Source organism: Bifidobacterium sp. JNUCC 75, from assembly GCF_054819865.1.
On record NZ_JBTHIF010000001.1, the window covers coordinates 1,606,894 to 1,630,858 of the forward strand.

Here is a 23,965-nt window from a genome sequence, read left to right on the forward strand (position 1 = left end):
ATCATCACTGATGGTTGCTATCAAGGACATGCTCCAGGAGGGTGCCGTGCTGCGGCCTGACGGCAGGGCGGCTGATGAGTTGCGACCGGTCGTCATCACCAGGCATTGGACGGAGGCTCCTGAGGGTTCGGTGCTGATCGAGTGTGGCAAGACCCGGGTTATGTGCACCGCCTCCTTTACCCCGACGCTGCCCCGTTGGCGCAAGGACTCCGGCCTGGGTTGGGTTACGGCCGAGTATGCCATGCTTCCAAGGGCCACCAGCGACCGGACTGCACGAGAATCGGTCCGGGGAAAGGTCGGCGGGCGCACCCAGGAGATCAGCCGGCTGATAGGCCGTTGCCTGCGCGGTGTGGTGGATATGAAGGCTCTGGGCGAGAATCAGATTCAGCTTGACTGCGACGTGCTTCAGGCCGACGGCGGCACTCGTACCGCCTCAGTCACCGGCGCCTATGTAGCCATGGTCGATGCCCTCAGATGGGCCCAGGACCACCATCACATCCGCAGTGCCGACAAGGTGATCAAGGATTGCGTCTCGGCCGTCTCGGTGGGCATCATCGATGGCAAGCCCATGCTGGACCTTCCCTATTTGGAAGACAGCCGGGCCATGACTGATATGAACGTGTCGATGACAGGCTCCGGCGATTTCATAGAGATACAGGGAACGGCGGAGCATCGCCCCTTCAGCCGTCAAGAGCTCGGCCTCTTGTTGGACCTGGCATCCAAGGGGAACAAGGAGCTTCAGGCCGCACAGCGCAAGGCTCTGGCAGCTGACTGACGCCCGGGGCGGGCATTTTAGCGAAAAGGATCGGTATGGGGCAGGGCAAAACAGTGGTTGTGGCCACACACAACGAGGGCAAACTACGTGAGCTTCGTTGCATACTTGACGGTTTCCTGGCCGATGAGGGCCAGAGGATCGAGTTGGTTTCGGCCGGCCAGTTGGGACTGCCCGATCCGGTGGAGACCGGCACCACTTTTCAGGAGAACGCCCTTCTCAAGGCTGGGCAGGCTGCCCATGAGTCCGGTCTGCCCGCGCTGGCGGACGACTCGGGGCTGGTCGTTGATGTGATGGGCGCCGCCCCGGGGATCCTTTCGGCAAGATGGAGCGGCCGTCACGGCGACGACCAGGCCAATTTGGAGCTCTTGCTGAACCAGCTGAACGACATTCCCGACGACCACAGGGGAGGGCGGTTTGTCTGTGCTGCCGCCCTGGTCGTTCCGGATGTGCCAGGATATGCCGTCCGTGGGTGCCAGGTGACCAGGCTTGGCGAGATGCCTGGAACCATCATCCGCCAGGCACGTGGGGAAAACGGGTTCGGCTACGACCCGATCTTCGTACCGAGGGATCAGCCGCAGGGCACCGGCAAACAGCGACTGCTAACCTCGGCGGAAATGACCTCGGACCAGAAGAATGCCATATCGCACAGGGGCAAAGCATTGGCAGCCATCATGCCGATTCTCGTCAGCTGGGTGCTGGGGGACGGCCATATAAAAGGCTGATAGGCCTGGCGGAGTCAACACCGTGAAAGGCCGTGGAATACCGGCTGTGAAAACACCCTATTTGAATCCCAGATTACGCCTTCAATTTCGGTACTCTTAAAGCAAGTAAGGGGGATAGAAGACACCGTAAATGAAGATGCGGCACTTGTGATCTAAGGTTTCGTGGCCTGCACTGGGGACATATCAAGCGTGCAGTCCATCTGATTCTGGAGATGGTCTCATTGTGGTGTGGGGGGTAGCGTGTTGAAGCATTTGCAAGAACGGGGCACTAAGGGTCCACAGCATGTGGATCGCCCTATCATCGCTGTTTTGATAACTCTTTTGGCGACGCTGGCCATGGTCGTTCCCCTCGGGTTGAGCGCTCTGTCGGCAAACCAGGCCAATGCCACCGATGAGCAAGGCGCAACAGCAAGCGCAAAGCCGTTGCTCTATAAACTTCTGGCTTATAATGACAAAATTGATTCCTACGAGGATGAGCTGCGCATGGACTTCATCCTGCGTGTGAAGCATGGCGCATTCGATCCGCAATGCCAAAACGGGGATGATTCCTCTGCGGCTGGAACGCAAACTTGTGCATTGTCTTTCTTCTACGAATTCGAGGGAGAGACCAGCAAAACGCACTATCGGCGACTGCGTTATATGCAGACCATACCGTCAGACAGCAGTGATCCTAATAATCCAACTTCTATTGCCGACCCTGGCGCTGGTGCAGTGAAATGGGCGTATAACCAGGGCGAATACTTCACGGTCCACAAGGTGATCAACTCTGGCCTTTATGATTTTCTGGTAATCTCCATTGAAGGAGATTTGTCTTATGGAGACAAAAACGATAACCCGCAATATTACCAGGTGGGGGGCTATCCTCAGCCGCTCAACCTCTATGCGGTTGTTGGTCCGCAGAATACTTTGACCTGCGGCTCTTCCCCGTGGGCTTATAATAGTGATGATTGCACTGACTTCCATCCTGAATCTTTGGTCGGTTTAGGCGATACGGTCTCCAACATCACTGCAGATCAGGGGAAAAACATAAAGCTGTACATGGGCGATTGCTACGCCAACAATCCGAACCGCTGCAGCGGGCCTGCATCCTTTGTCGGCTGGGACAATTATCCGGTGCTGTGGAGCGGGCATCAGGCCAACTGGGGCCTGGTAACCGATTATGGGCTTTCAGTTGATCTGGGAAACAATCAGAGCAAACCCTATAACCCAGGGATAGCACCGCCCAACTCCTTCTTTGTCTATTGGTTCAATGTCCGAGGCGGGAGCAATATATGCTCCAAGACCGATTCTTACTACTACCAGTGGGTTGGTCTTAAAAACAGCCAGTGGATGCCTGTCGATTCCTTGACCCCCAAACCCGTACTGTTAGGCAATAAACAACAAATCAGTAAGAACAATGCAAAGACAACCTCCTGGGGCATTCAATACGATGTGGGAACCAACAACGCTAATAATTCCGGCGTTCAAGCCTCGAATATGGCGCAGCCGGCGACAGGTCCAGCAAACGAGCTGAACGTGAACGCAGCGAATCCGACTGGTCCGCAGGCAAAAGACGGGTCAATCGATTTCAAGCGCATTACAGAACAAGAGGGCTTCGACGGGTACTTCAAGCTGGTCACCTGGCCTGTGACCAGGAATATGGATGACACCGGCACTAGCAACAACTGCACGGTCAACCCCGAAGTATACAACCCAATGCGAGTGGGTCTTGCCGGCATAACGGACGATATGGATGCTACGCAAAAGGATAAGAATCTGGACACGGGATGGACCATTGACACTGCCTTCTATAAGTATGATGTGCCACGTCCCAACGATCCGACCATAACCAACATCCAGAATGATGCCGACGGCTCCTTGAATGCCTCGGGGAGCGTCTATACCGGCACGCTTGATCCGGTGGTCAGCGGTGAGTGCACTCCCTCCAAAGACGACACGCATCCCAACACGGTTACCCTTTATGGCGAGGATCCCAGCAAACCCTTCAAGGAAGGGCAGAGTAAGAGCAGTGACGACTTGGTGAAAAGCTCGGACAACTGGGGGTTCAAACTGGGAGAGACCGTATGTAAGGTCGATCCCAAGAGCAAGCAGGGAGGGTCCTGGCAGATACAGGACACCAACAAGCAGTATCCGTCGCCTGATCCCGGCAATAAGTATAACGGCTACAGGCGCTATCACGCCTGGGTAACTGAGTCAGCCTCCGGGTTTGGTTTGACCTCGCTCTTCTCGAACATAGGAACAGCCTATTTCGTCTCCAACGAGAAGGCTCCCGACGGCAAGCTCTCTGTAACGGTGCCCCATACAAAAAACGGGAATCTGCCGGCAAACTCGGTCGTCACCTTGAAGGGCACGGTTTCACCCATATATACAGCCTGGTCTTCGGGAGGTCTGGGGATGACCGATTCCAAGATGGCCATTTCCATGAAACAGAACACTGCCTCGGACTGGACCAGTCTGGTGACCACACCGGCCAACACCTTCCAGAGGGACTCGGCGGTCAATACTACTGTGCCTTCCTTCACGGACCCCGCGTCAGGATCTGTGCTGAATGTCGTCAAGACGACGGCTTCCACATGGTCCTGGAGCTTGAACATACCAGCTGACAAATTCAAGGCCTACAACGGTGACGACGAGACAGAAAAGTATACCTTCCAGGTCAAGATGATCAACCCGCTGAATGCCCCTTCGGATCCGGTTTCCATCAATCAAAAGGTCGACATCACGCCAACCACTCTGACCTTGGAACGGTATGACGTCTTCCAAGTAGGAGGGAAAGCATACAAGTATGTCAACGGTAATACAAGGATTCCTGAGACCAAAGGCACTCTGGTCCATATAACCTGGCCCGGCAATACAAGCACCGATGTCGCTGTGGGAGACCAGGGTTCATGGCAGGCGAGTACCCCTGAGGGGATAAACAAGGGAGGAATCACTGCCCAGGTTTCTTCCGATGATGCTGAAAGCGCTGATCCTCAAAGCGGCAACTTCAAGGGAGGAAACGAGTCAGCCACAGTGTCGCACGAGCTGGAATTCCGGCCCTCCAATGCCTCCCTGCCCCTCACTGGAGGATGGCCGCTTTCCGTGCTCAAGATACTGTCGATGCTGGCACTGGGTCTGGTCGGCTTTGTCGCCTGTCTAAGGAACAGGCAAGAGAGCCGATACTGATTCTCCGGCATAAGGCAGGGTCTGCACTCGTATCCATGGAATTTGGGGTATGAGCGCAGACCCTGCTGGTGTTTCCTGTGCGCGAGATGGGACTCGAACCCACACGTCCGAAGACACAGGAACCTAAATCCTGCGCGGCTACCATTACGCCACTCGCGCGTACGACATACCTCGCCGTTTAAAAAGCAGCTGGTAGAAGAGCCACTTGACAGAATCGAACTGTCGACCTTCTCATTACGAGTGAGACGCTCTGCCAACTGAGCTAAAGTGGCCTTCGCCTCCCCTCCGGACATACCGGAAGAAGACAACATGCTACATCATACTGGATGCGCGCGATAAAAAACGCCTTGGGCCTTGGACCGAGGGTGTACAAGCTTCTTGACACAATGGAGGGCATGGATCTCAATGATTTCTATGCCGTCATTCCGGCCGGTGGCGTGGGTACCCGGCTCTGGCCATTGAGCCGCCAGGACCGGCCCAAGTTCCTCTACGATCTGTTGGGATCAGGCAGAACAATGATCCAGGGCACCTTTGACCGGCTGGCTGGCATCTGCGGGGCCGATCATGTGGTCGTCTCCACTGGTCAGCGGCATGTGGACCAGGTGCGTCAGCAGCTTCCGGACCTGGCTGAGGACGCGCTCTTCGCCGAGCCTGTTCCTCGCGATTCCACGGCGGCTATAGCCTTGGCGACTGCTGTGCTGGCCCAGCGGCACGGTGGGGAAATCATCGTGGGCTCCTTCGCCGCCGACCACGTCATCCGAGACGACAAAGCGTTCGCTGCCTCTGTGGAGCAGGCGGTGGCAGCGGCCCGAGCCGGTTATGTGACCACCATCGGCATCGCAGCATCCCGTCCCTCCACCGCCTTCGGCTATATCCACCAAGGCCCCTCCCTGGCCGATCGCATTCCCGGGGCTCCGGATGCCCACCTGGTCAGCGAATTCGTAGAGAAGCCGGATGCCTCTACGGCCCAGGCCTACCTGTCAACAGGGGAGTACCGATGGAATGCCGGCATGTTCGTCATGCAAGCGCAGGTGCTCCTGGACTGCCTGCGTCGTTACAAGCCGGAGCTCCACGCCGCAGTTATGGCCATTGCCCGGGTCTGGGACCAGGGCGAGCAGGCGCGCAAACAGGCTATGGAGGAGCACTGGCCGGGCATCGAGAAGATCGCCTTCGACTATGCCGTAGCCGAGCCATTATCGGCGGCCGGCGGCGTGGCTGTTGTTCCAGGGGGCTTCGATTGGGACGACATTGGCGACTTCAATTCAGTGGCGGGTCTGCTTCCGTCGTCCAACAGGCGCAACATCAAGATTCTGGGTGATGCCGACCGGGTCATGTACTTGGATTCAGCCGGAGACATGGTCGTGCCCGGCTCCGAACGCACGGTCGCTCTTCTGGGCGTGGATGACATGATCGTCGTCGACACTCCCGACGCTCTCCTGGTGGCCCCTCGGGCCCGCAGCCAGGAGGTCAAGGACATGGTGGCTAAGCTGGCCCAGTACGGCTGTGACGACATACTCTGAGAGCGATCCGGTCCAGCTCAGAAGGTTGGCCGATTTTGTTGTCTTCTGTCTGCTTTTGTGAGTAGTTTGGGATACAGAACCGGGTGCTCGGCAGACCGGGCATCACCTCATGAAAGGACCCGAACAACCATGGCCATCAATCCTCCAGTGGACGCTACCAGCACCAAGGCCTGGGCGGCCTTGCACCAGCACTTCGACGACATGCAGCGCCAGGGGATCGATCTGCGCGCATGGTTCGCCAAGGACCCGCAGCGCACCGAAAAGCTCAGCTTCGAGCTGGGCGATCTCTATATCGATCTGTCCAAGAACCTGATTCAGCCCGAGACCCTTTCCCTGCTGGCCCAGCTGGGCCGCGAGGTCGGCCTTGAGGAGCGGATCGAGGCCATGTTCAACGGCGAGCACATCAACAACACCGAGGACAGGGCCGTTCTGCACACAGCCCTGCGCCGTCCCGAGGAGGACCGTGGCCGACTGATCGTGGACGGGCAGGATGTGGTGGGCGATGTCCGCGACACCCTCAATCGCATCTATGCCTTTGCCGACCAGGTCCGCTCGGGCAGCTGGACTGGTCTGACCGGCAAGCGGATCACCACCGTGGTCAACATCGGCATCGGCGGCTCCGATCTGGGCCCGGTCATGGCCTACGAGGCTCTGAAGCCCTATGCCGATGCCGGCATCAGCGCCCGCTACATCTCCAACATCGATCCCAACGACCTGGCCGAGAAGACATGCGATCTGGATCCGGAAACCACGCTCTTCATCATCGTCTCCAAGACTTTCACCACCCTGGAGACCCTGACCAACGCCCGCCAGGCCCGCACCTGGCTCCTGAAGAGCCTTGGGGAACGTGGCCTGCTGTCCAAGGACGGCCAGGACCTCTCGGCCGAGGCCATCCGTCGGCACTTCATCGCCGTCTCGACGGCCCTGGACAAGGTGCGCGACTTCGGCATCGATCCGGACAACGTCTTCGGCTTCTGGAACTGGGTCGGCGGCCGGTACTCGGTGGATTCCGCAGTGGGCACCTCCCTGGCCATCACCATCGGCCCCGAGCGCTTCGAGGAGTTCCTCAAGGGGTTCAACACCGTTGACCGCTACTTCCGCGCCACCCCTCTGGATAGGAACGTAGTGGCCCTGATGGGTCTGCTCAACGTATGGTATGTCAACTTCTTCGGAGCACACTCGCACGCCGTTCTGCCCTATGACCAGTATCTGCACCGCTTCCCGGCCTATCTGCAGCAGCTGACCATGGAATCCAACGGCAAGTCCGTGCGCTGGGACGGCACACCGGTGACCAGCCTGACCGGAGAGATCTTCTGGGGGGAGCCCGGCACCAACGGCCAGCATGCCTTCTACCAGCTGATTCACCAGGGCACCCGTCTGATTCCTGCCGATTTCATCGCCTTCGCCAACACCCCCAACCCGGCCAAGGACGGCGACCAGGACGTGCACGAGCTCTTCCTGGCCAACTTCCTGGCCCAGACCAAGGCATTGGCCTTCGGCAAGACTGCTGATGAGGTCCGCGCCGAGGGCACTCCCGAGGCCATCGTCCCGGCCAGGGTCTTCACCGGCAACAGGCCCACCACCTCCATTTTCGGCGATGCGCTGACCCCGGCAGCCCTGGGCGAGCTGATTGCCCTCTACGAGCACATCACACTGACCGAGGGCACCGTCTGGGGCATTGATTCCTTCGACCAGTGGGGAGTTGAGCTGGGCAAGAAGCTGGCCCGCGAGATCACTCCGGCCATCTCCCGGGACGACCAGGCGCTGGCCGAGCAGGATCAGTCCACCAGGTCTCTGATCGCCTTCTACAGGGCCCATCGCCGCTGATACCCGGCCGGGCCCTTGCAGGTCCGGCTCGTGGTATATTATTGGACAGTTGTTTGCCGGAAGGGCAGCTGCCGCATGGGCTCCCTTCCTTTCAGGTCCAGCCGGATGTTCCGGCGGATCGGCACCCCCGACGGCAGACCGTCGGGTTCCGTTCAGGATCGCTTCCTTGTGGATTGCGGTCCATGACATGGGTCGACGTGCGGCGGCCATGGAGGAACAGCATGAACGCGATTCAGGAATTTGACGCCAGCCATATGAAGCCTGCGGAGCAGATCCCCGACTTCCGTCCCGGCGATACCGTCGAGGTCAACGTCAACATCACCGAGGGCAACAACTCCCGTATCCAGGCTTTCACGGGCGTGGTGATCGCCCGTCAGGGCTCCGGTGTGCGCGAGACCATTCTGGTGCGCAAGGTCAGCTTCGGCGTGGGCGTCGAGCGTCGCTTCCCTCTGCACTCCCCGCAGATTGACTCCATCAAGGTGCTGCGCCACGGCCGTGTCCGCCGTGCCAAGCTTTACTACCTGCGTGGGCTGCACGGCAAGGCCGCCCGTATTGTCGAGCGGCGCGACAACAAGGCTGAGTCCGACAAGTAGGATTTTGCCGGGGCGATTCAGCCCAGACCTTGGCCGTAAACACCCGGGATGCAGTTCTCCCGGGTTTTTTCATGCTTGGGTGTGTACGCTATGAGGCATGCGGGACCTATTCTGTTAGTTAGTGTGTGGTTTTCTGCGGATGACAAGGAGTGAATATGGCCTTTCGGGATGAGGAAACGACCCCGTCAGGACTCTGGTACCCGGACGGTAGGCAGGCCACATCAGCCCCGGTGCCACCCCGTCATGCCCACGGCCACCCTGGTGGACGCGGCTCTGCCAGGGGCAGCCACCCACGTCTTGGCGAGCGTGGCTTTCTGCCCGAGTTCTTGTTCGAGCTGGTTGTCCTGCTGGTAGTGGTCTCCATCCTGCGCATATTTTTGATCTGCAACTACATCATCCCTTCCGGCTCCATGGAGAACACCTTGGGCATCGGGGACAGAATCCTGACCACTCATCGGCTGACCAGATCCATGGTGGCCCCCCGCCGTGGGGATGTGGTGGTTTTTACTGACCCTGCTGACTGGCTCGGTGATGAATCCTCGCCCAGCTTCCGTGGCAATCACCTGGTCAAACGCCTGATTGGCATGCCCGGCGACACGGTGGCCTGCAAGGGTCATGGCGCCCCGGTCACCGTCAACGGCGTAGCCCTGGACGAGAGCTCCTACCTGCGCCCGGGAGTAGAGCCAAGTTCCTTCCCCTTCAAAATCAAGGTCGACCCTGGGCATGTCTTCGTCATGGGCGACAATCGCTCCAACTCCGCAGATTCCCGCCTGCACAAGGACGACGGCCACAATGGCCTGGTTCCCATAGACAACATCAAAGGCACTGCATTGCTGACCTATTACCCGGTGGGCAGCTGGAAGTTGCTGAATAACCAGCACAAGGTTTTTGACGCTGTGCCTGACCCGACGCAGGACTGAACCGGTTGTGAGGCGGATTCTGCCAACCCTGGCCACCGAGGCTGCCTTGGCTGACCAGGGAGCTGAGTATGTGCTGGGCCTGGACGAGGTCGGCCGGGGAGCCTTGGCGGGTCCGGCCATGGTCGGCGTGGTGGCGGTCAGGTCCGCTGACCTGCCCTATTTGAAGGTCCCTGACGGGGTGGCGGATTCCAAGATGCTGACCCCTGCGCGTCGGCTGGCCATGTACCGTGATCTGGAGGACTGGGCTGCCGGCTGGGCGGTGGGGGCCTGCTCCAACCATGAGATCGACCAGTGGGGCATCGTTCACGCCCTAGGCATCGCCGCCCTGCGTGCGCTGGCCGAATTGGAGCATGGGATGGACCTGGGGCCTGACTGCCGCCTGGCTGCCATCCTTGACGGCCCCCATGACTACATCACCCCGGCCGCCGACAGCTTTGACGCCCCCGACATCCCGGTTCTGCCCAAGGTGTCCACCCAGGTCAAGGGGGACGCCCACTGTGCCAGTGTGGCCTGCGCAGCGGTCATAGCCAAGGTCACCCGTGACCAGCTCATGGTTCGGCTGGCCGCCTCCGATCCCGCCTTGGCACCCTACCAGTGGGAGCACAACAAGGGCTATGGGTCGCCAGCACACCTGGAGGCCATTCGGCGTCTGGGGCCCAGCCGTCTGCATCGGGTCAGCTGGCATTTGCCTTCATCCGGTCCCGGCAGGGGCTAATATCGGAACGGTCGAAACGGCTATCGGAAGAAGGTCACATGCCCGCAGGCAGCGGCGGCAGGTCACGGTCCAAGCGCCCCTCCATGTTCGAGGTTGCCCGGCTGGCCGGTGTCTCCCACCAGACTGTGTCCAGGGTCATCAACAATTCCAAGGACGTCTCGCCGGCAACCAGGGTCAAGGTGCAGCAGGCCATCAGAAAGCTGGGCTACCGACCCAGCAACTCTGCGCGGGCACTGGCATCCAGCCGCAGCCGAACCATCGGACTGGTGGCTGGCGGTGTCAGTCTCTTTGGACCTGTCTCATCGATCACAGCCATTGAGACCGTGGCCCGTTCCCATGGCCTGTTCATGTCGGTCATGATGGTGGACGAGTCAACCTGCACGCTTGCCGGATTCCAGGAGCTCTGCGGCACCTTCCTGGAGCAGAATGTGGATGCCTTCATCTTTCTGACGCCCACCGACACCATGTTCCAGGCTGCCTGCCAGGTAGAGGTCAGCCAGCCCCGGGTCATCGTCACCTCCACGCACGGCATCACCAGCGTCGAAGAAGCCCTGAGCCACCGGCGGGGCGACGGCCGGATAGCTCTGACCGGAATCGACCAGTGGGGCGCTGTGCAGCGTCTGGCCCGGCTGCTGGTCTCCCGGGGCCATCGGCGAGTGCTGTATATGGCCGGCCCCTCTCAGTGGCGGGATGCCGCCACTCGGCTGGCCTCCTGGAAGGTGGCCTGCGCCCGCTGCCGCATACGAACGGCCGTGGTCCACGCCCGCAGCTGGGAGGCAGGGGAGTCCTACACGCTGATGAACCATCTGATCGATCAGCGTGGCATGAGCGGCAACTCCATGCCCTCAGCCGTGGTTACCGCCAACGACAACCAGGCCGTGGGCGTGGCCCGGTCCCTGCAGGAGCATGGCATTCGTATTCCCAGTGACATCAGTCTGGTGGGCTTTGACGACGTTCCCACGGTAGACAACATGTTTCCGCCGCTGGCCACGGTCCGCCCCCGCTTTGAGGATCTGGGGGTGGCCACCATGCGGCAGGTCCTGGCCCTGCTTCACCAGGGGCAGCCGGTGGACTTCCCGGTCACCCATCATGGGGTGGGGCTGATCCAGGCGGATGTGATTCAGCGTCGGTCCCTGGGCTACGCCGTCAAGCGCCTCTGACTACTGTCGGCCCGCATCCGGCGGGCTTGCCTGATGCTCTGGTCTCAGATACAATGGTAACCAGACTATGTGAGCGTTAACATATCAGGCAAAGGAGCGGACATGGTTCTTGGCGAACAAGGCGTCATCGTTAGCGAATTACAGGAGGGCGCGACCAGTCTGGGCATCGAATTCGGCTCCACCCGCATCAAGGCTGTGCTGATCGACCATGACTACCGGACGCTGGCCACAGGGGACGTCGAGTGGGAGAACCGGCTGGAGGACGGCCTCTGGACCTACTCCATGGACCAGATCCATCAGGGTCTGCAGGCGGCCTATGCGGCCATGGCCGAGGATGTCCGCCGCCAGTACGGGGTGACGATGACCAAGATAGGCGCCATGGGAATTTCGGCCATGATGCACGGCTACCTGGCCTTCGACAAGGATGGTCGGCTGCTGGTGCCCTTCCGCACCTGGCGCAACACCAACACCCGCCAGGCCCACGAGGAGCTTTCGCAGGCCTTCAAGATCAACATCCCTGAGCGCTGGTCCATTGCCCACCTTTACCAGGCCATTTTGAACGGCGAAGAGCATGTGCCCAAGGTGGCCTATATCACCACCTTGGCCGGCTACATGCACTGGAGGCTCTCCGGCCGCAAGGTCATCGGCATCGGCGATGCCTCGGGCATGTTTCCCATCGACTCTTCCCGCAAGGAGTTCGACCAGGGCCTGCTGGACATCTTCTCCCGACTGCCCCAGGTCCAGGCCCAGCCCTGGGACATCCACGACCTGCTGCCTGAGCCATTGACCGCCGGCAGCGATGCGGGCGCGTTGACCGCAGAAGGGGCCGCCCTACTTGATCCCAGTGGTCAGCTGCAGCCCGGCGTACCCATGGCCCCGCCCGAGGGCGACGCGGGAACCGGCATGGTGGCGACCAACGCGGTTCGTCCCCGCACCGGCAACGTGTCTGCGGGCACATCCATCTTCGCCATGGTGGTCCTGGAACATCCCCTGCGTGATTTCCATCCAGAGGTGGATCCGGTCACCACACCAGCTGGGGATCCAGCCGGCATGAGCCATGCCAACAACTTCACCTCGGACCTGAACGCCTGGGTGGGGCTGTTCGGGGAATTCGCCAAGGCCGCCGGTCTGGATCTCAAGGGGGATGCGCTCTACGCCACCCTGTTCAACCAGGCCCTTCTGGGAGACAAGGATGCCGGCGGGCTGATCAACTACTGCTTCTATTCCGGGGAGTTCCTGGCTGGCCTGGAGGAGGGACGGCCCGTCTTTGCCCGCGGCCCCGAGGGACGGATGACCCTGGCCAACTTCATGCGCGCCCAGCTCTTCTCGGCCTTCTCGCCGGTCACCATCGGCATGGATGTGATGACCCGCCAGGAGCATGTCCAGGTGGACACCATGGTCGGGCACGGCGGCATCTTCGCCACCCCCAAGGTGGCCCAGCGGATCCTGGCCGCCGCCTTCAACGCCCCCATCAAGGTCATGTCCACCGCTGTGGAGGGGGGCGCCTGGGGCATGGCCGTTCTGGCCGACTACCTGGGTCATGCCGACCAGACCCTGGCCGACTACCTGGATGCCAATGTCTTTGCAGGAGTCCAGTCCACAACAGAGCAGCCGGACCCGGCTGATGTGAAGGGCTTCAGAGCCTTCTTCGACCGCTTCACCAAGGGCCTGCCCATCGAGCAGGCGGCCGTGAAGACCATCCCCCTGCAGGGATGAGGCCGGGAGCTGAAAACGTCAAGCGGCCGGATCAGCGTGATCGGGCCGGGAAAAGGAGTTGCTGATGGTGTCCTTGGCTGATTATTCGCCCGAGGTGCGCGACGAGGTGAAACTGGTGCGCGAGCAGGTGGCCACCCTGCATGCGCAGCTGACCAGGTGGAATCTGGTGGTCTGGACGGCGGGCAACGTCTCGCAGCGGCTGCGCTCTGCCGATTTGATGGTCATCAAACCCTCGGGGGTGCGCTATGAGCACCTGACCCCGGGCTCCATGGTGGTCACCGATCTGGATGGCAATGTGGTTGATGGCGCTGAGGCCCCCTCCTCGGACACGCTATCCCACGCTTATATCTACCGACATATGCCCGAGGTCTATGGCGTGGTCCACACCCATTCCACCTATGCCACCGCCTGGGCGGCCACCGGCAGGGACATTCCCTGCGTGCTGACCATGATGGGTGACGAGTTCGGCGGTCCCGTGCCGGTCGGTCCCTTTGAGCTGATCGGCTCCGAGGCCATCGGCAAGGGCGTGGTCGACACCCTCAAGGATCATCCGGGCTGCCCGGCTGTGCTCATGCGCAACCATGGGCCCTTCACCGTGGGAGCCGATGCCGAGGCTGCTGTCAAGGCGGCGGCCATGACCGAAGAGGTGGCCCACACGGTCTGGGCGGCTGAGCAGATCGGCACGCCCAAGCCCATCGATCCGGCCGACATAGCCAAGCTCAACGACCGGTACCAGCACGTCTACGGCCAGCACTGAGCCGGAAAACACAAGCAAAGGAGCAAGTATGAGCATGAAAAATCCCTTCGAGGGCAAGGAGCTTTGGTTCGCCGTTGGTTCGCAGGACCTCTATGGTGAGGAGACCCTGCGTCAAGTGGGCGTCCAGGCGGCGGACATCGCCAAGTCCCTCAACGACTCTGGGCGGATCCCGGTCAAGCTGGTTCTGAAGCCCACTCTGAAGGACTCGGATTCCATCCTGAACTTCATGGTCGATGCCTCGTCGAACCCGGCCTGCATCGGCGTGGTGGCCTGGATGCACACCTTCAGCCCGGCCAAGATGTGGATCAGAGGTCTGGAGAAGCTGCGCAAGCCGCTCCTGCAGCTGAACACCCAGCATCATGTGGAGATCCCCTGGGACACCATTGATATGGACTTCATGAATCTGAACCAATCGGCCCACGGCGACCGTGAGTTCGGCTACATTCTGACCAGGCTGGGAATCCCGCGCAAGATTGTGGTCGGCCACTACACCGATCCCGAGGTTGCCGACAAGATCGGCGTCTGGGCTCGCGCCTGCGCCGGCTGGGACGCCGCCAACAACATGAAGGTCTGCCGCTGGGGCGACAACATGCGTGACGTCGCCGTCACTGAGGGCGACAAGACCGAGGCCGAGCGGGTCTTCGGCGTCTCCGTCAACACCTGGCCGGTCAACGAGCTGGTGGACCATGTCAACGCCGTCACCGACGACCAGGTCAAGGATCTGATCGAGGACTACAAGCGCAGCTATGATGTGGCTCCCGAACTCCTGGACTCCCGGTACGACTCCCTGGTGGTGGCCGCCCGCGAAGAGCTCGGCATGCGTGCCATGATGGAAGAGGTGGGTGCCACCGCTGCCGTGGACAACTTCCAGGATCTGGGAGGCCTGCGTCAGCTTCCCGGCGTGGGGGCCCAGCGGCTGATGGCCGACGGGTACGGATTCTCGGCAGAGGGCGACTGGAAGACCTCGGTTCTGATCCGGATCGGCAACGTCATGGGCTACGGGCTCAAGGGTGGCTGCTCGCTCATGGAGGACTACTCATACAACTTCGTGCCCGGCCATGAGGAGATCATGGGCGCCCACATGCTGGAGGTCTCGCCCACGCTGTTGACCGAGGGACGGCCCCGCCTGGAGATCCATCCCCTGTCTATCGGCGACAGGGAGGATCCCGTGCGCCTGGTCTTCACGGCTACGCCTTGCACCGATGCTGTGGTCGTCTCCCTGGCGGATGTGCGCGAACGCTTCCGCCTGGTCATGAATGTGGTGGATGTGGTCGAGCCCGGCGGGTCCCTGGCCAAGCTGCCTGTGGCACGTGCGCTCTGGAAGCCCCGGCCCTCGCTCAAGGTCTCGGCTGAGTGCTGGCTGCGTGCCGGCGCAGCCCACCATACCTGCATGACCACCACCGTGGGCCGTGAGGCCTGGGAGGACTTCGCGCGCATGGCTGGTGTGGAACTCGCCATCATCGACGAGAACACTGAACCTCGGCGTTTCGAGGCCGACCTGCGTGCAGCCGAGCTCTACCATCGGTTGGATAACCGGCACTGAGCGCCTGTTCCAGGAAGATAGCAAGGCCCCGCCACTGCACATGTGGCGGGGCCTTTACATATTCGGCTTGTCGGTTTGCGTTGTCACAATTTTGTCGGTACAGTGATGATTAGGCAATGGGAACAGTGGCATGTCCCAAAGTTGACATAAAGCCCACCCCCCTGAGTCGGGGAAGTGATCGGTTGGGGAGGCGAAGATGTGCCTGGCCATCCTGTGCCTATTAATACAGAAGGGAAAGCGTGCATGCACATGCAACGAGATAATGAAGGGATAAGGCTCCCTAAGCTTTTAGGCTTGGCGGTCGCCGGAGCGACGCTCCTGGCGGGCATGGTCGTTCTGCCAGCCACCCAAGCTTCAGCTGCTGACGACCAATATGGATTCAGCACAGATGATAACTTCAGACCTGGCGTTTTGGATGACAGCGTCCAGCCAACTCTGACAGTTACCAAGTACTTCTCACTGGTTGATGGGTACGCTTCAACTGGATCTGCTAATGATGCCAATAATTTTAAGGACGACAAAGATCTAGTCCCGGCTAAGGGTATTAGGTTCCGCGTCTATGAGGTTGTGCCAAAAGGCGAAAATAAGCAGATGGGCGATATAGTTGCCTCTGACGAGGAGTCTTGGACGCAAAAACCTGACACCCCGTTATACGTCGCAGATACAGACGGACAAGGTGTCATCAACCAGTGGTACAAGGGGGATAATACCGGAGTTCCTACGACGACCAAGTTGCAGTTCCCCAAAGGTGCTGGCCACTACTTCGTTATGAAGGAAGACCAGGCGGGTTCACCTGCTTTCACTGAAGGCCCGAATAAGCTCGACATGACTAAGTATACTGTTTCAACAAACGCTTTCTTTAGCTTGCCCTACGCAACCACTGGAAGTGATGCTAACAGCACTACTGGATACATCTATAACCTCCACCTCTTCCCCAAGAACAGGCACAACACGGCTTTCGCCAAGACAGTTCAAGGAGTCACAGACTCGACGACTGGTAAGGCGAAGTCCACTCGTTATGCGAAAGCAGGAGATAAGATCTCGTACAAGCTGTCGCAGACGATTTACAATGAGCCTAATAAAGACAATCGGGGCACGCCGGATGGAAAGCTCGATACGCACGAGTTGAAGGGCGCGAATGGCGATCTTCGTATCGTCGATCGTATGTCCAGCTCATTGAGCGCCAATAACGATTTCACTGTGAAGGTGAATTACAAAAATAATACTAAGAATAATACGCCTGGTTCAATAGACTTGACAAAGGATACGGATTATACTCTCTCCACTCCTACCGCGAATCCAGAAAGAATCCTGAAGACCGAAGATTCCCCGAATATGTTCCCGGACAATCCAGATAACGTCAGCTACTACCAGTTTGACTTCTTTGGCGGGTCTGCAACGAGCGGTATCATTCCTCAGCTGCAGAAAGTTCCGGCAACGGTTATGCAGCTTGATATCACCTACACTGCCACCGTTACTGGCAAGGGTGATTCGACCGGTACTGATGGTGTAGCAAACGATGCGTCTTCTGACTTTACAGAGAACACAACTTCAGACGGCAAAGCTACTGACCCGATTCATGAGCACACGAACGTCGTCAATGCGGTTCTTGTTTTTGGTTCAATTAAGAGCGAAAAGGACGGTTATGCCGCCCTTCCGGATACTCAGTATCGCCTGGTGGACGCCACTGATCAGGACAAGTACCTGGCAACTGATGGACAGTTCTATAGCGCGGGAGCTGATTTGCCAACAGGTGTCACGCTTTTTGAGGCTACGGCTAATAAGAAAGGTCTGGTAGTCTTTGCCGGTCTGCCTATCTTTGGTTCTGATACAACTACGCAGAACAAGGCTGCTACCGACACCGTCAAGGAAGGCATCAATTGGCGGGTAGTTGAGACTAAGACTCCTAAAGATTGGCGCAGTCCTGGTTTCCCGTTCAAGCAGGTTTCTTATGATAATCACAAAAATGAGACAGTAGACGATATTGTACAGAAGTATGGTCCTCACGCCACGATTGAACCTGACTATTCTCAGTTGAGCTTTGGAAACTTTGATGCACCAGCTTCAAAGGTCACTCAGAAGATTCAGTTCAACAATTCTGACATTCAAAAGTACCTGATGCATTATGCAACGGATTCTTCTGATTCGCCTCTGGCACTGCCTCTGACTGGTGGTCGCGGCATCCTGCTTCTGCTGGTTGTTGGCGCCCTGCTCATGGGTGGGGCTCTGTACGCTCGTAGTCGGCGCAACAACGCCGCCCGGGCCTGATGATGCGGTCACATTAGAAGTTATGTGAGGTGACCTGATGGCGGACGGTTCCTCCGAGAATCGTCCGCCATTTTCATACGGACCGTCGGATTCTAGATGGTTCGTACATGTCGGGGCCGTTGGTCAGGTTTTTTAGGCCAGCGGATCTGACGCAACCACGTCGTCGAAAGGCGGCCTTGGAAGGGAAGGTTTATGAAGGGAATTGCCTTGCCGAAATGCCTCACCCGCCGGGTCCTGCCCTGTCTGATTGTGGTCTTGGCCTGTTTAGGTCTGACTGCTTTCGATATGACGCCGGCGGCAGAGGCGGCGACGGTCAACCCGACACTGACGGTGCAACTCAAGAGAGGACATTCGGGTCAAGGCGGTCAGAACGACATCCTGCCGAGTGCTCCTGTATCGGCTGGAGCAGGGTATGTCTTTCGCGCCCTTAGGCTGGATGCCAGTACTCTGAAAAGCCGGGTGCAGGCACTTGACCATAACCCTGGGGCTGATAAGGCTCAAGCGGCTATCAGTAGCGAGGTGGCAGCCAACCCAGATGCTTTCAAGGATAAGAAACAACCAGCCGAATACTACGGTGTTTCTGATCAAGACGGCACCATCACCAACGCATCAGAAGCAAAATCTCAGGGAGTCTGGCTCACTGGAGCCCATCTTGATCTAGAAGCGTCCACACTGACAGGAGGAAGCCCAGCTGTTTTTGACGGGGACTACTTCAATGCCTCATATTGGCTGGTTACTTTAGTAGCGCCACCAAAGAGCGAAAAAGTGAAGGTAGATCCTGTAGTTGTGCAGTTGCCGCTCTACCGGGAGCAAGGTGAAGTCCATCCGCTTTACGAGGTAACCATTAGTCCTAAGCTCGTTGACGTGCCTCAGAATGCGTTTCCGAATGGAGATCAAAGTGGGAATGGAGCCAAGACTGTTCCTGTCGTAAGATCAGGTCCACGAAAGCTGGCCGCTACTGGCGTATCTATGGTAGCGCCTGGTATTCTGCTCCTGGTTTTGGCCGCGATGGGCCTTTACTTGGCAGTCGTCGCGCGCTCCTGGAACAAGGATCAGCGCTAGGTATTCTCACAGACATGTCGGTTTGATGTCATCACAGGATATCAGCGGCATCTGTGAGGGTGTATAAAAGACCGGCAGCATCATACAGGTGCCGCCGGTCTTTGTATGTCAAAAGCTATATATAGCTATTAACCGGAATATGCGAAATGCAGCATGAGGAAGGCTGTAGATGGATCATAATATTGACTCGGTTACTATGAGCCCAGCTCATGCCCCCGGCAACAGTGATGTTGCTTATGTGTCCATTCCTGCTGATCAAGCGGATATGCCGCCTACCTTTGCTCCTAGTTCTGAACTGCCGCCTTCCTATCCGCCCTTGAAAGCTCCCAAGGATCGCGGTGCTTCAGACCCGAATGGTTCAGATGCAATAGCAGATCCGGTGCTCGTTTCGGGCCAAGCTAAATCATTGGCCCCGATAATCGTCGTTTCAGGAAATAATCGCAAAGCAGTAGATGAGCAAGTCAATGCTGGGCAGATTGCCGTAACAGCATCCAAACAGGCCAAGAAGGATCGAAGGACAGCCAAGTCCGGCCGAGGATTCGGGCTCCTGGAGACTTTGGCCTTTCTGATTGGTCTGGGAATCTTCCTCTACCCGCTGTTGGCCGCCTATGTGAACTACTCCGAGGATGCCACTGCGGTGGATAACTACGATCAGATCGTGGATGCCCTCTCGCCAGCACAGCGCAGAGCCATGTGGCGCGATGCCAAGAAGTATGACGAGGAGTTGGGCAAGCCCACGCTGAGGGACCCCTTCAAGTACAAGGAAGTCAAGGAGCCACTGGGTCGTTACTACAAAACCCTCAATGTAGACGGCAAGGGCATGATGGCCTATGTGGAGATTCCCAAGATCAACGTCAAGCTGCCTGTGCGGCACGGCACCAGCGACCAGGTGCTTAAGGACGGCACAGGGCACATTGCTACAACCCATGTGCCTACCGACAACCGAACCATCCACTCCGTCATCACCGGGCACACGGGCGAAGTCGGCTACATGCTTTTCGATAACCTGACCCAGTTGCGCAAGGGAGACGTCTTCCAGATACGAGTGCTCAAACGGCATTTGAGCTATAAGGTAGACCAGATAAAAGTCATTTCGCCTACCGATGTCAGCGCACTGCAGCCAGTCCAGAATTCCAACTATGTGACCCTTCTGACCTGCTACCCCTATGGCGTCAACTCGCATCGTCTGATTGTGCGAGGGCACTATATCGGCGATGACGTGCCTCCTACCCAACCTGAGGGTGCGCCCATTTACATGGTCTGGGTGTTCCTGGCTCTGTTTGCAGCCTGCCTGGTGGGCTGGTACCTGCTCTCACGCAGCCGGCGCAACTGCCGTCACGACCTGGAGCAGATGGAACATCTGGAATCTCGGGCGGCAGGACCTGGGACCATGGGCGAGCCGCTGGCCACAATCATGGTCAGCCATGAGCAGGAGACCCGATCCGAAGCCACCCGCCGTCGCCGGTTGATTAAAACACGGCGAATCTGCAGCGTTCTCATGTGGTTGCTGGCTGTGCTCGGCCTCTTCTTCGCCTGGGGTTCGGTCGGGATGATGATGAGAATCGGCTTCCTGCCCGTATTCGACCTTGGCTACCACTGGTTCGATACCCATCTGATCTACTTCTTCGGTATCACCAAATTCTAGGCCTGTGCATGTGCGGACAGGTTTGACCACAGGGTCTGTTCTGTTGTAACCGGGCTTTTGCCCGGCTCTAGAATGGATCGAGCATGGCCCGGTAGACTGCTGGGCCGCGTCTGGGAAGGTTTGGACCATGACAGCAGTTCCTGACATCTTATTGTCTGACGGCAATCGCATTCCGCAGGTAGGCCTGGGCGTGCTCAGAATCGACGATGATCAAACCGCTGGAGTAGTGCAATCTGCCTTGGAACTGGGGTATCGTCACATCGATACGGCAGCGGGCTACCGCAACGAAGGAGGCGTGGGCCGTGGCCTCAAGGCCTTCGGTTGCCAGAGTGGTCCTGAGCGTGCCAACCTGTGGCTGACCACCAAGTTGCGTGACTCCGAACAGGGCTATGACAGCGCTCTGCAGGCCTTCGACCGCCAGCTGGCCCTGCTGGGCACTGACTATGTCGATATGTACATGATCCACTGGCCAACACCGTTCGATTGGCGGGCTGATCAGGTTTGGCGCGCTTTCCATCGGTTGCGCGATGAAGGGCGGGTGCGGACCCTGGGGGTCTGCAACTTCCTCCCAGAGCATCTGGAACGGTTGCATCGAGAGACCGGGGAGTACCCAGCGGTGGATCAGATTGAGCTGCACCCCAGCTGGCAGCAGCGCACAGTGACGGCCTTCTGCAAGGAGCACGGCATCGCCGTCCAGGCCTACTCGCCATTGGCGCGCGGCGCAGACCTGACAGCAGGAGGCGGAAGGCTGGAGAAAATCGCACAGGCCCACGGGGTCACGCCGGCTCAGGTGGTACTGCGCTGGCATATCGAAAACAGGACCATCATCATTCCCAAGTCTGTCCACCGGGAAAGACAGGCGGAGAACCTGGATCTGTTCGGCTTCAGCCTGACCTCGGAAGAGCACGCCGCCATCGATGCCATGGACTCCCCGGTGCGTGCAGGACACGACCCGATGACCTACGCCTACGCCTGACCGCTATTATGGATGATTCATGCATGCAGTCTAGATAGGAGGTATCGGCGGTAGATGACCGGTCCGAGACGCAGAAGATATCGGTATCGAGGCCGCAGCCGGTATGGTTCGGCATGGAGGAATCCCGCCCCGGCCCGCTTCCGTCGCGAATCGCTCACGGAACGGGTGCTGATCCTTCTGATAGTGGCTGTGGTCCTGGGCATCACCATCGGCCTGATATTGCCAAGGGTCAATGGCGGGGTCGGACGGCTGACCGGCCGATATACGGCAACCGGCGATGCGGCCCAGACCCTGCAGGGCCTGATAGTGGACGATCACGCCCGCCCAGGCCGCCAGTATCGGCGTGAGGCCTTCGGCTTCAAGGAGACCGATGAGGACGGCAACGGCTGCAATGTGCGCGAGGATGTGCTGACCCGCGACCTGACTGACCTGCGTACCACTACTCCCGGCGGGTGCAAGGTGGCCAGCGGTCGTCTACAGGATCCCTATACCGGGCGGACCATCGAATTTGTCAGAGGCCCGAAGACCAGTTCGGCCGTGCAGATTGACCACGTGGTCGCCCTGGAGAATGCCTGGCGGTCAGGAGCCAGCAAGTGGGACACGGCCCGTCGCTACCGTTTTGGCAACGATCCCTACAATCTGCTTGCCGTGGACGGCCCGGCCAACCAGGCCAAGGGGAGTGCCTCGGCCGACTACTGGTTGCCCGAGAACAAGGGGTACCAGTGCTCCTATGTGGCCCGTCAGATAGCGGTCAAGGACAAGTATTCACTGAGCGTCACCAGCTCGGAAAAGCAGGCCATGCTGGCCGTTCTGCATACCTGCCCAGGCCAGCCTCTCCCGCCGGACCGCTGAGCGCTGGCCTGTGGAAGGCTGACTGACAACTGGCATTTTCAATTGACGCCTCGTATCATTGCCAGCCTGCCTATCTTGCAGCTTGCGATGAATCCACCCAGATCCAGCAGGTGCCGGAGGAAGATTCTCCGGTGATCAGTCCTGGGTTTTGGAGTCGGCGGTGGAGGCAGTGACGGCGGGAGCGTCGGTGTGAATGATGTGCATGTGGCGCAGGAGCATGCGGGTCATCTGACGGCCGGAGCCGGCACCGTTTCCACGTACGCCGAAGTAGACCAGCAGGACCATGCCCAGGCAGATCAGTGCTGAAATGCGCAGGGCCCACTGCACGCCGAAGATGTTGGCTGCGATCTGGGTGGAGTGGCCGCCGCCCAGAGCGTTGTGGCGCAGGGTGGTGATGGTCTCCATGAGGATGACCAGGATGGGGGCTCCGACAGCGCCGGCGATCTGGCGGGCCGTGTTGGTGACGGCCGAACCCGCAGAAACATCCTTGGGAGCCAGGTTGTTCAGGGACCAGGTGGTCAAGGGCATCAGGGTGAAGCCCATGCCGATCTGACGGATGAACTGGCAGATGGAGACCAGGCCGATCCAGGTATTGGCGCTGATCATGCTCATGGCGATGGTGCCCAGCAGCAGGACCGAGCAACCGGTCATAGCCACGGGTCGTGCACCCCAACGGTCCAGCAGCCGGCCGCCGAAGAACTGGGCGATAGCGGTGCCGATGGCCCCTGGAAGCATGACCAGACCGCTCATGGTGGCTGAAAAGCCGCGATCCGTCTGGATATACATGGGCAGGATGACGGTGACCGAGCTGAAGGCGAAGAAGGACATGGATGCGATGATGGTGCCCACGGTGAAGTTCTTGATCCGCAGCACATGCAGATCCAGCAGGGGCTTGTCGTGGTGGAGCTGGCGAAGCACGAACCAGATGATCCCGATCAGGCCGACCAGCATGAAGGGCCAGGTCATGAGGGAAGTGATGGGGAAGTTCTCGATGTTGGTGAAGCCGAACATAAGGCCACCGAATCCGAAGATGGACAGGGCCACCGAGAAGAAGTCCGCCTTGACGCTGGTATCGCGCTGGCCGAAGTTGCGCAGGCCGAAGATGGACAGGAGCAGAGCCACAGCTCCGCAGATGCTCAGCGTCAGGAAGATGGAACGCCAGCCGTTGGCGTCGGTCTGCCAGCCGCCCAAGGTGGGGCCGATGGCCGGGGCCACGCTCATGGCCAGGCCCACGGTGCCCATGGCCATGCCACGCTTGGCCAGCGGGTAGATGGAGAAGACAGTGATCTGCAGAACGGGCCACATGGTTCCCGTGCCTATGGCCTCAAGAATGCGGCCCAGCAGGACCAGGGCGAAGGTCTGCGACTGCCAGCTCAACAGCGACCCCAGGGTGAAGACGGCCATGGAGGTGATGACGATCTGCCTGGTGGATAAGCGTTTGGTCAGAAAACCGGTCAACGGCACCATGACTCCCATGACCAGCTGGAACACCGAGGTCAGCCACTGGCCGGTGGTCAGGGTGATGTGGAACTCGTCCACAATGGTGGGCAGGGCCGAAGCCAGCTGCAGCTGGGTGAAGTTGCCCAGGAAGGTGATGACGGTCAGGATGGCCAGCGAAAGGAAGGCCTCATGGGTGAGCCTCCCGTTGACGAAGGCTCCGTCCTTGCTGAGGGTCCGCCCTTGCTTGGCGAGCTCCTGCTTCCTCATGCACCACCACTTCCTTTGGGTTAGTCCTCACTGCGCATACCG

General features: G+C 59.2%; 18 protein-coding genes and 2 tRNA genes. 17 read left to right on the forward strand and 3 right to left on the reverse strand.

Going from position 1 to position 23,965, the window contains the following annotated elements; all coding sequences use genetic code 11:
- Nucleotides 1-10 precede the first annotated feature (10 nt).
- The 3 genes from rph to ACVWNW_RS06525 all read left to right on the forward strand — a co-directional run bounded on the left by rph (nucleotide 11) and on the right by ACVWNW_RS06525 (nucleotide 4,662).
- Complete coding sequence (gene rph / locus ACVWNW_RS06515) at nucleotides 11-775, forward strand: ribonuclease PH (protein WP_454481793.1); 765 nt, start codon at nucleotides 11-13, stop codon at nucleotides 773-775.
- A 35-nt stretch (nucleotides 776-810) separates the two neighbouring features.
- A complete protein-coding gene (rdgB, locus tag ACVWNW_RS06520; RefSeq protein WP_144178052.1) occupies nucleotides 811-1,497 on the forward strand; it encodes an RdgB/HAM1 family non-canonical purine NTP pyrophosphatase in 687 nt (228 codons plus the stop codon).
- Nucleotides 1,498-1,833: 336 nt separating this feature from the next.
- A complete protein-coding gene (locus ACVWNW_RS06525; RefSeq protein WP_454481795.1) occupies nucleotides 1,834-4,662 on the forward strand; it encodes a hypothetical protein in 2,829 nt (942 codons plus the stop codon).
- 78 nt (nucleotides 4,663-4,740) lie between these two features.
- On the opposite strand, the gene ACVWNW_RS06530 is transcribed toward ACVWNW_RS06525, so the two are convergent.
- Nucleotides 4,741-4,821, reverse strand: a tRNA-Leu gene (locus tag ACVWNW_RS06530).
- Nucleotides 4,822-4,861: 40 nt separating this feature from the next.
- Nucleotides 4,862-4,934: transfer RNA gene (locus ACVWNW_RS06535), tRNA-Thr, on the reverse strand.
- Nucleotides 4,935-5,057: 123 nt separating this feature from the next.
- Here ACVWNW_RS06535 and ACVWNW_RS06540 point away from each other — a divergent pair.
- The 14 genes from ACVWNW_RS06540 to ACVWNW_RS06605 all read left to right on the forward strand — a co-directional run bounded on the left by ACVWNW_RS06540 (nucleotide 5,058) and on the right by ACVWNW_RS06605 (nucleotide 22,216).
- Nucleotides 5,058-6,182, forward strand: a complete 1,125-nt coding sequence (locus ACVWNW_RS06540; protein WP_454481797.1) for a mannose-1-phosphate guanylyltransferase — start codon at nucleotides 5,058-5,060, stop codon at nucleotides 6,180-6,182.
- A 129-nt stretch (nucleotides 6,183-6,311) separates the two neighbouring features.
- Nucleotides 6,312-8,009, forward strand: a complete 1,698-nt coding sequence (pgi, locus tag ACVWNW_RS06545; RefSeq protein WP_454481799.1) for a glucose-6-phosphate isomerase — start codon at nucleotides 6,312-6,314, stop codon at nucleotides 8,007-8,009.
- 221 nt (nucleotides 8,010-8,230) lie between these two features.
- Nucleotides 8,231-8,602 carry a 50S ribosomal protein L19 gene (gene rplS, locus ACVWNW_RS06550; RefSeq protein ID WP_046322486.1) on the forward strand — a complete coding sequence of 124 codons (372 nt, stop codon included), beginning with the start codon at nucleotides 8,231-8,233 and terminating at the stop codon, nucleotides 8,600-8,602.
- Between the two features lie 155 nt (nucleotides 8,603-8,757).
- Nucleotides 8,758-9,522, forward strand: coding sequence for a signal peptidase I (gene lepB, locus ACVWNW_RS06555; RefSeq protein WP_052733252.1), 765 nt, complete (start codon nucleotides 8,758-8,760; stop codon nucleotides 9,520-9,522).
- Between the two features lie 7 nt (nucleotides 9,523-9,529).
- On the forward strand, nucleotides 9,530-10,237 hold the full coding sequence (locus ACVWNW_RS06560; protein WP_454481802.1) for a ribonuclease HII: 708 nt from the start codon (nucleotides 9,530-9,532) through the stop codon (nucleotides 10,235-10,237).
- Between the two features lie 38 nt (nucleotides 10,238-10,275).
- Nucleotides 10,276-11,397 carry a LacI family DNA-binding transcriptional regulator gene (locus ACVWNW_RS06565; RefSeq protein WP_454481804.1) on the forward strand — a complete coding sequence of 374 codons (1,122 nt, stop codon included), beginning with the start codon at nucleotides 10,276-10,278 and terminating at the stop codon, nucleotides 11,395-11,397.
- Between the two features lie 102 nt (nucleotides 11,398-11,499).
- Nucleotides 11,500-13,113, forward strand: coding sequence for a xylulokinase (locus tag ACVWNW_RS06570; protein ID WP_454481806.1), 1,614 nt, complete (start codon nucleotides 11,500-11,502; stop codon nucleotides 13,111-13,113).
- Between the two features lie 64 nt (nucleotides 13,114-13,177).
- Complete coding sequence (locus tag ACVWNW_RS06575; protein WP_045923976.1) at nucleotides 13,178-13,870, forward strand: L-ribulose-5-phosphate 4-epimerase; 693 nt, start codon at nucleotides 13,178-13,180, stop codon at nucleotides 13,868-13,870.
- Nucleotides 13,871-13,898: 28 nt separating this feature from the next.
- Nucleotides 13,899-15,413, forward strand: coding sequence for an L-arabinose isomerase (gene araA, locus ACVWNW_RS06580; RefSeq protein ID WP_198230008.1), 1,515 nt, complete (start codon nucleotides 13,899-13,901; stop codon nucleotides 15,411-15,413).
- 243 nt (nucleotides 15,414-15,656) lie between these two features.
- Nucleotides 15,657-17,681: a pilin N-terminal domain-containing protein gene (locus ACVWNW_RS06585; protein ID WP_198230009.1), complete on the forward strand. Its 2,025-nt coding sequence runs from the start codon at nucleotides 15,657-15,659 to the stop codon at nucleotides 17,679-17,681.
- 192 nt (nucleotides 17,682-17,873) lie between these two features.
- Nucleotides 17,874-18,743 carry a hypothetical protein gene (locus ACVWNW_RS06590; RefSeq protein WP_110424889.1) on the forward strand — a complete coding sequence of 290 codons (870 nt, stop codon included), beginning with the start codon at nucleotides 17,874-17,876 and terminating at the stop codon, nucleotides 18,741-18,743.
- A gap of 169 nt (nucleotides 18,744-18,912) precedes the next feature.
- Nucleotides 18,913-20,388: a class C sortase gene (locus ACVWNW_RS06595; RefSeq protein ID WP_198230010.1), complete on the forward strand. Its 1,476-nt coding sequence runs from the start codon at nucleotides 18,913-18,915 to the stop codon at nucleotides 20,386-20,388.
- A gap of 127 nt (nucleotides 20,389-20,515) precedes the next feature.
- Nucleotides 20,516-21,364: an aldo/keto reductase gene (locus ACVWNW_RS06600; protein WP_313840620.1), complete on the forward strand. Its 849-nt coding sequence runs from the start codon at nucleotides 20,516-20,518 to the stop codon at nucleotides 21,362-21,364.
- Between the two features lie 54 nt (nucleotides 21,365-21,418).
- Nucleotides 21,419-22,216 carry an HNH endonuclease family protein gene (locus ACVWNW_RS06605; RefSeq protein WP_313840621.1) on the forward strand — a complete coding sequence of 266 codons (798 nt, stop codon included), beginning with the start codon at nucleotides 21,419-21,421 and terminating at the stop codon, nucleotides 22,214-22,216.
- Nucleotides 22,217-22,351: 135 nt separating this feature from the next.
- Here the strand turns inward: ACVWNW_RS06605 and ACVWNW_RS06610 are convergent, their stop codons facing one another.
- The gene (locus ACVWNW_RS06610) at nucleotides 22,352-23,923 is read right to left on the reverse strand and encodes an MDR family MFS transporter (RefSeq protein ID WP_454481811.1); all 1,572 of its coding nucleotides are present in this window, start codon (nucleotides 23,921-23,923) and stop codon (nucleotides 22,352-22,354) included.
- Nucleotides 23,924-23,965 lie beyond the last annotated feature (42 nt).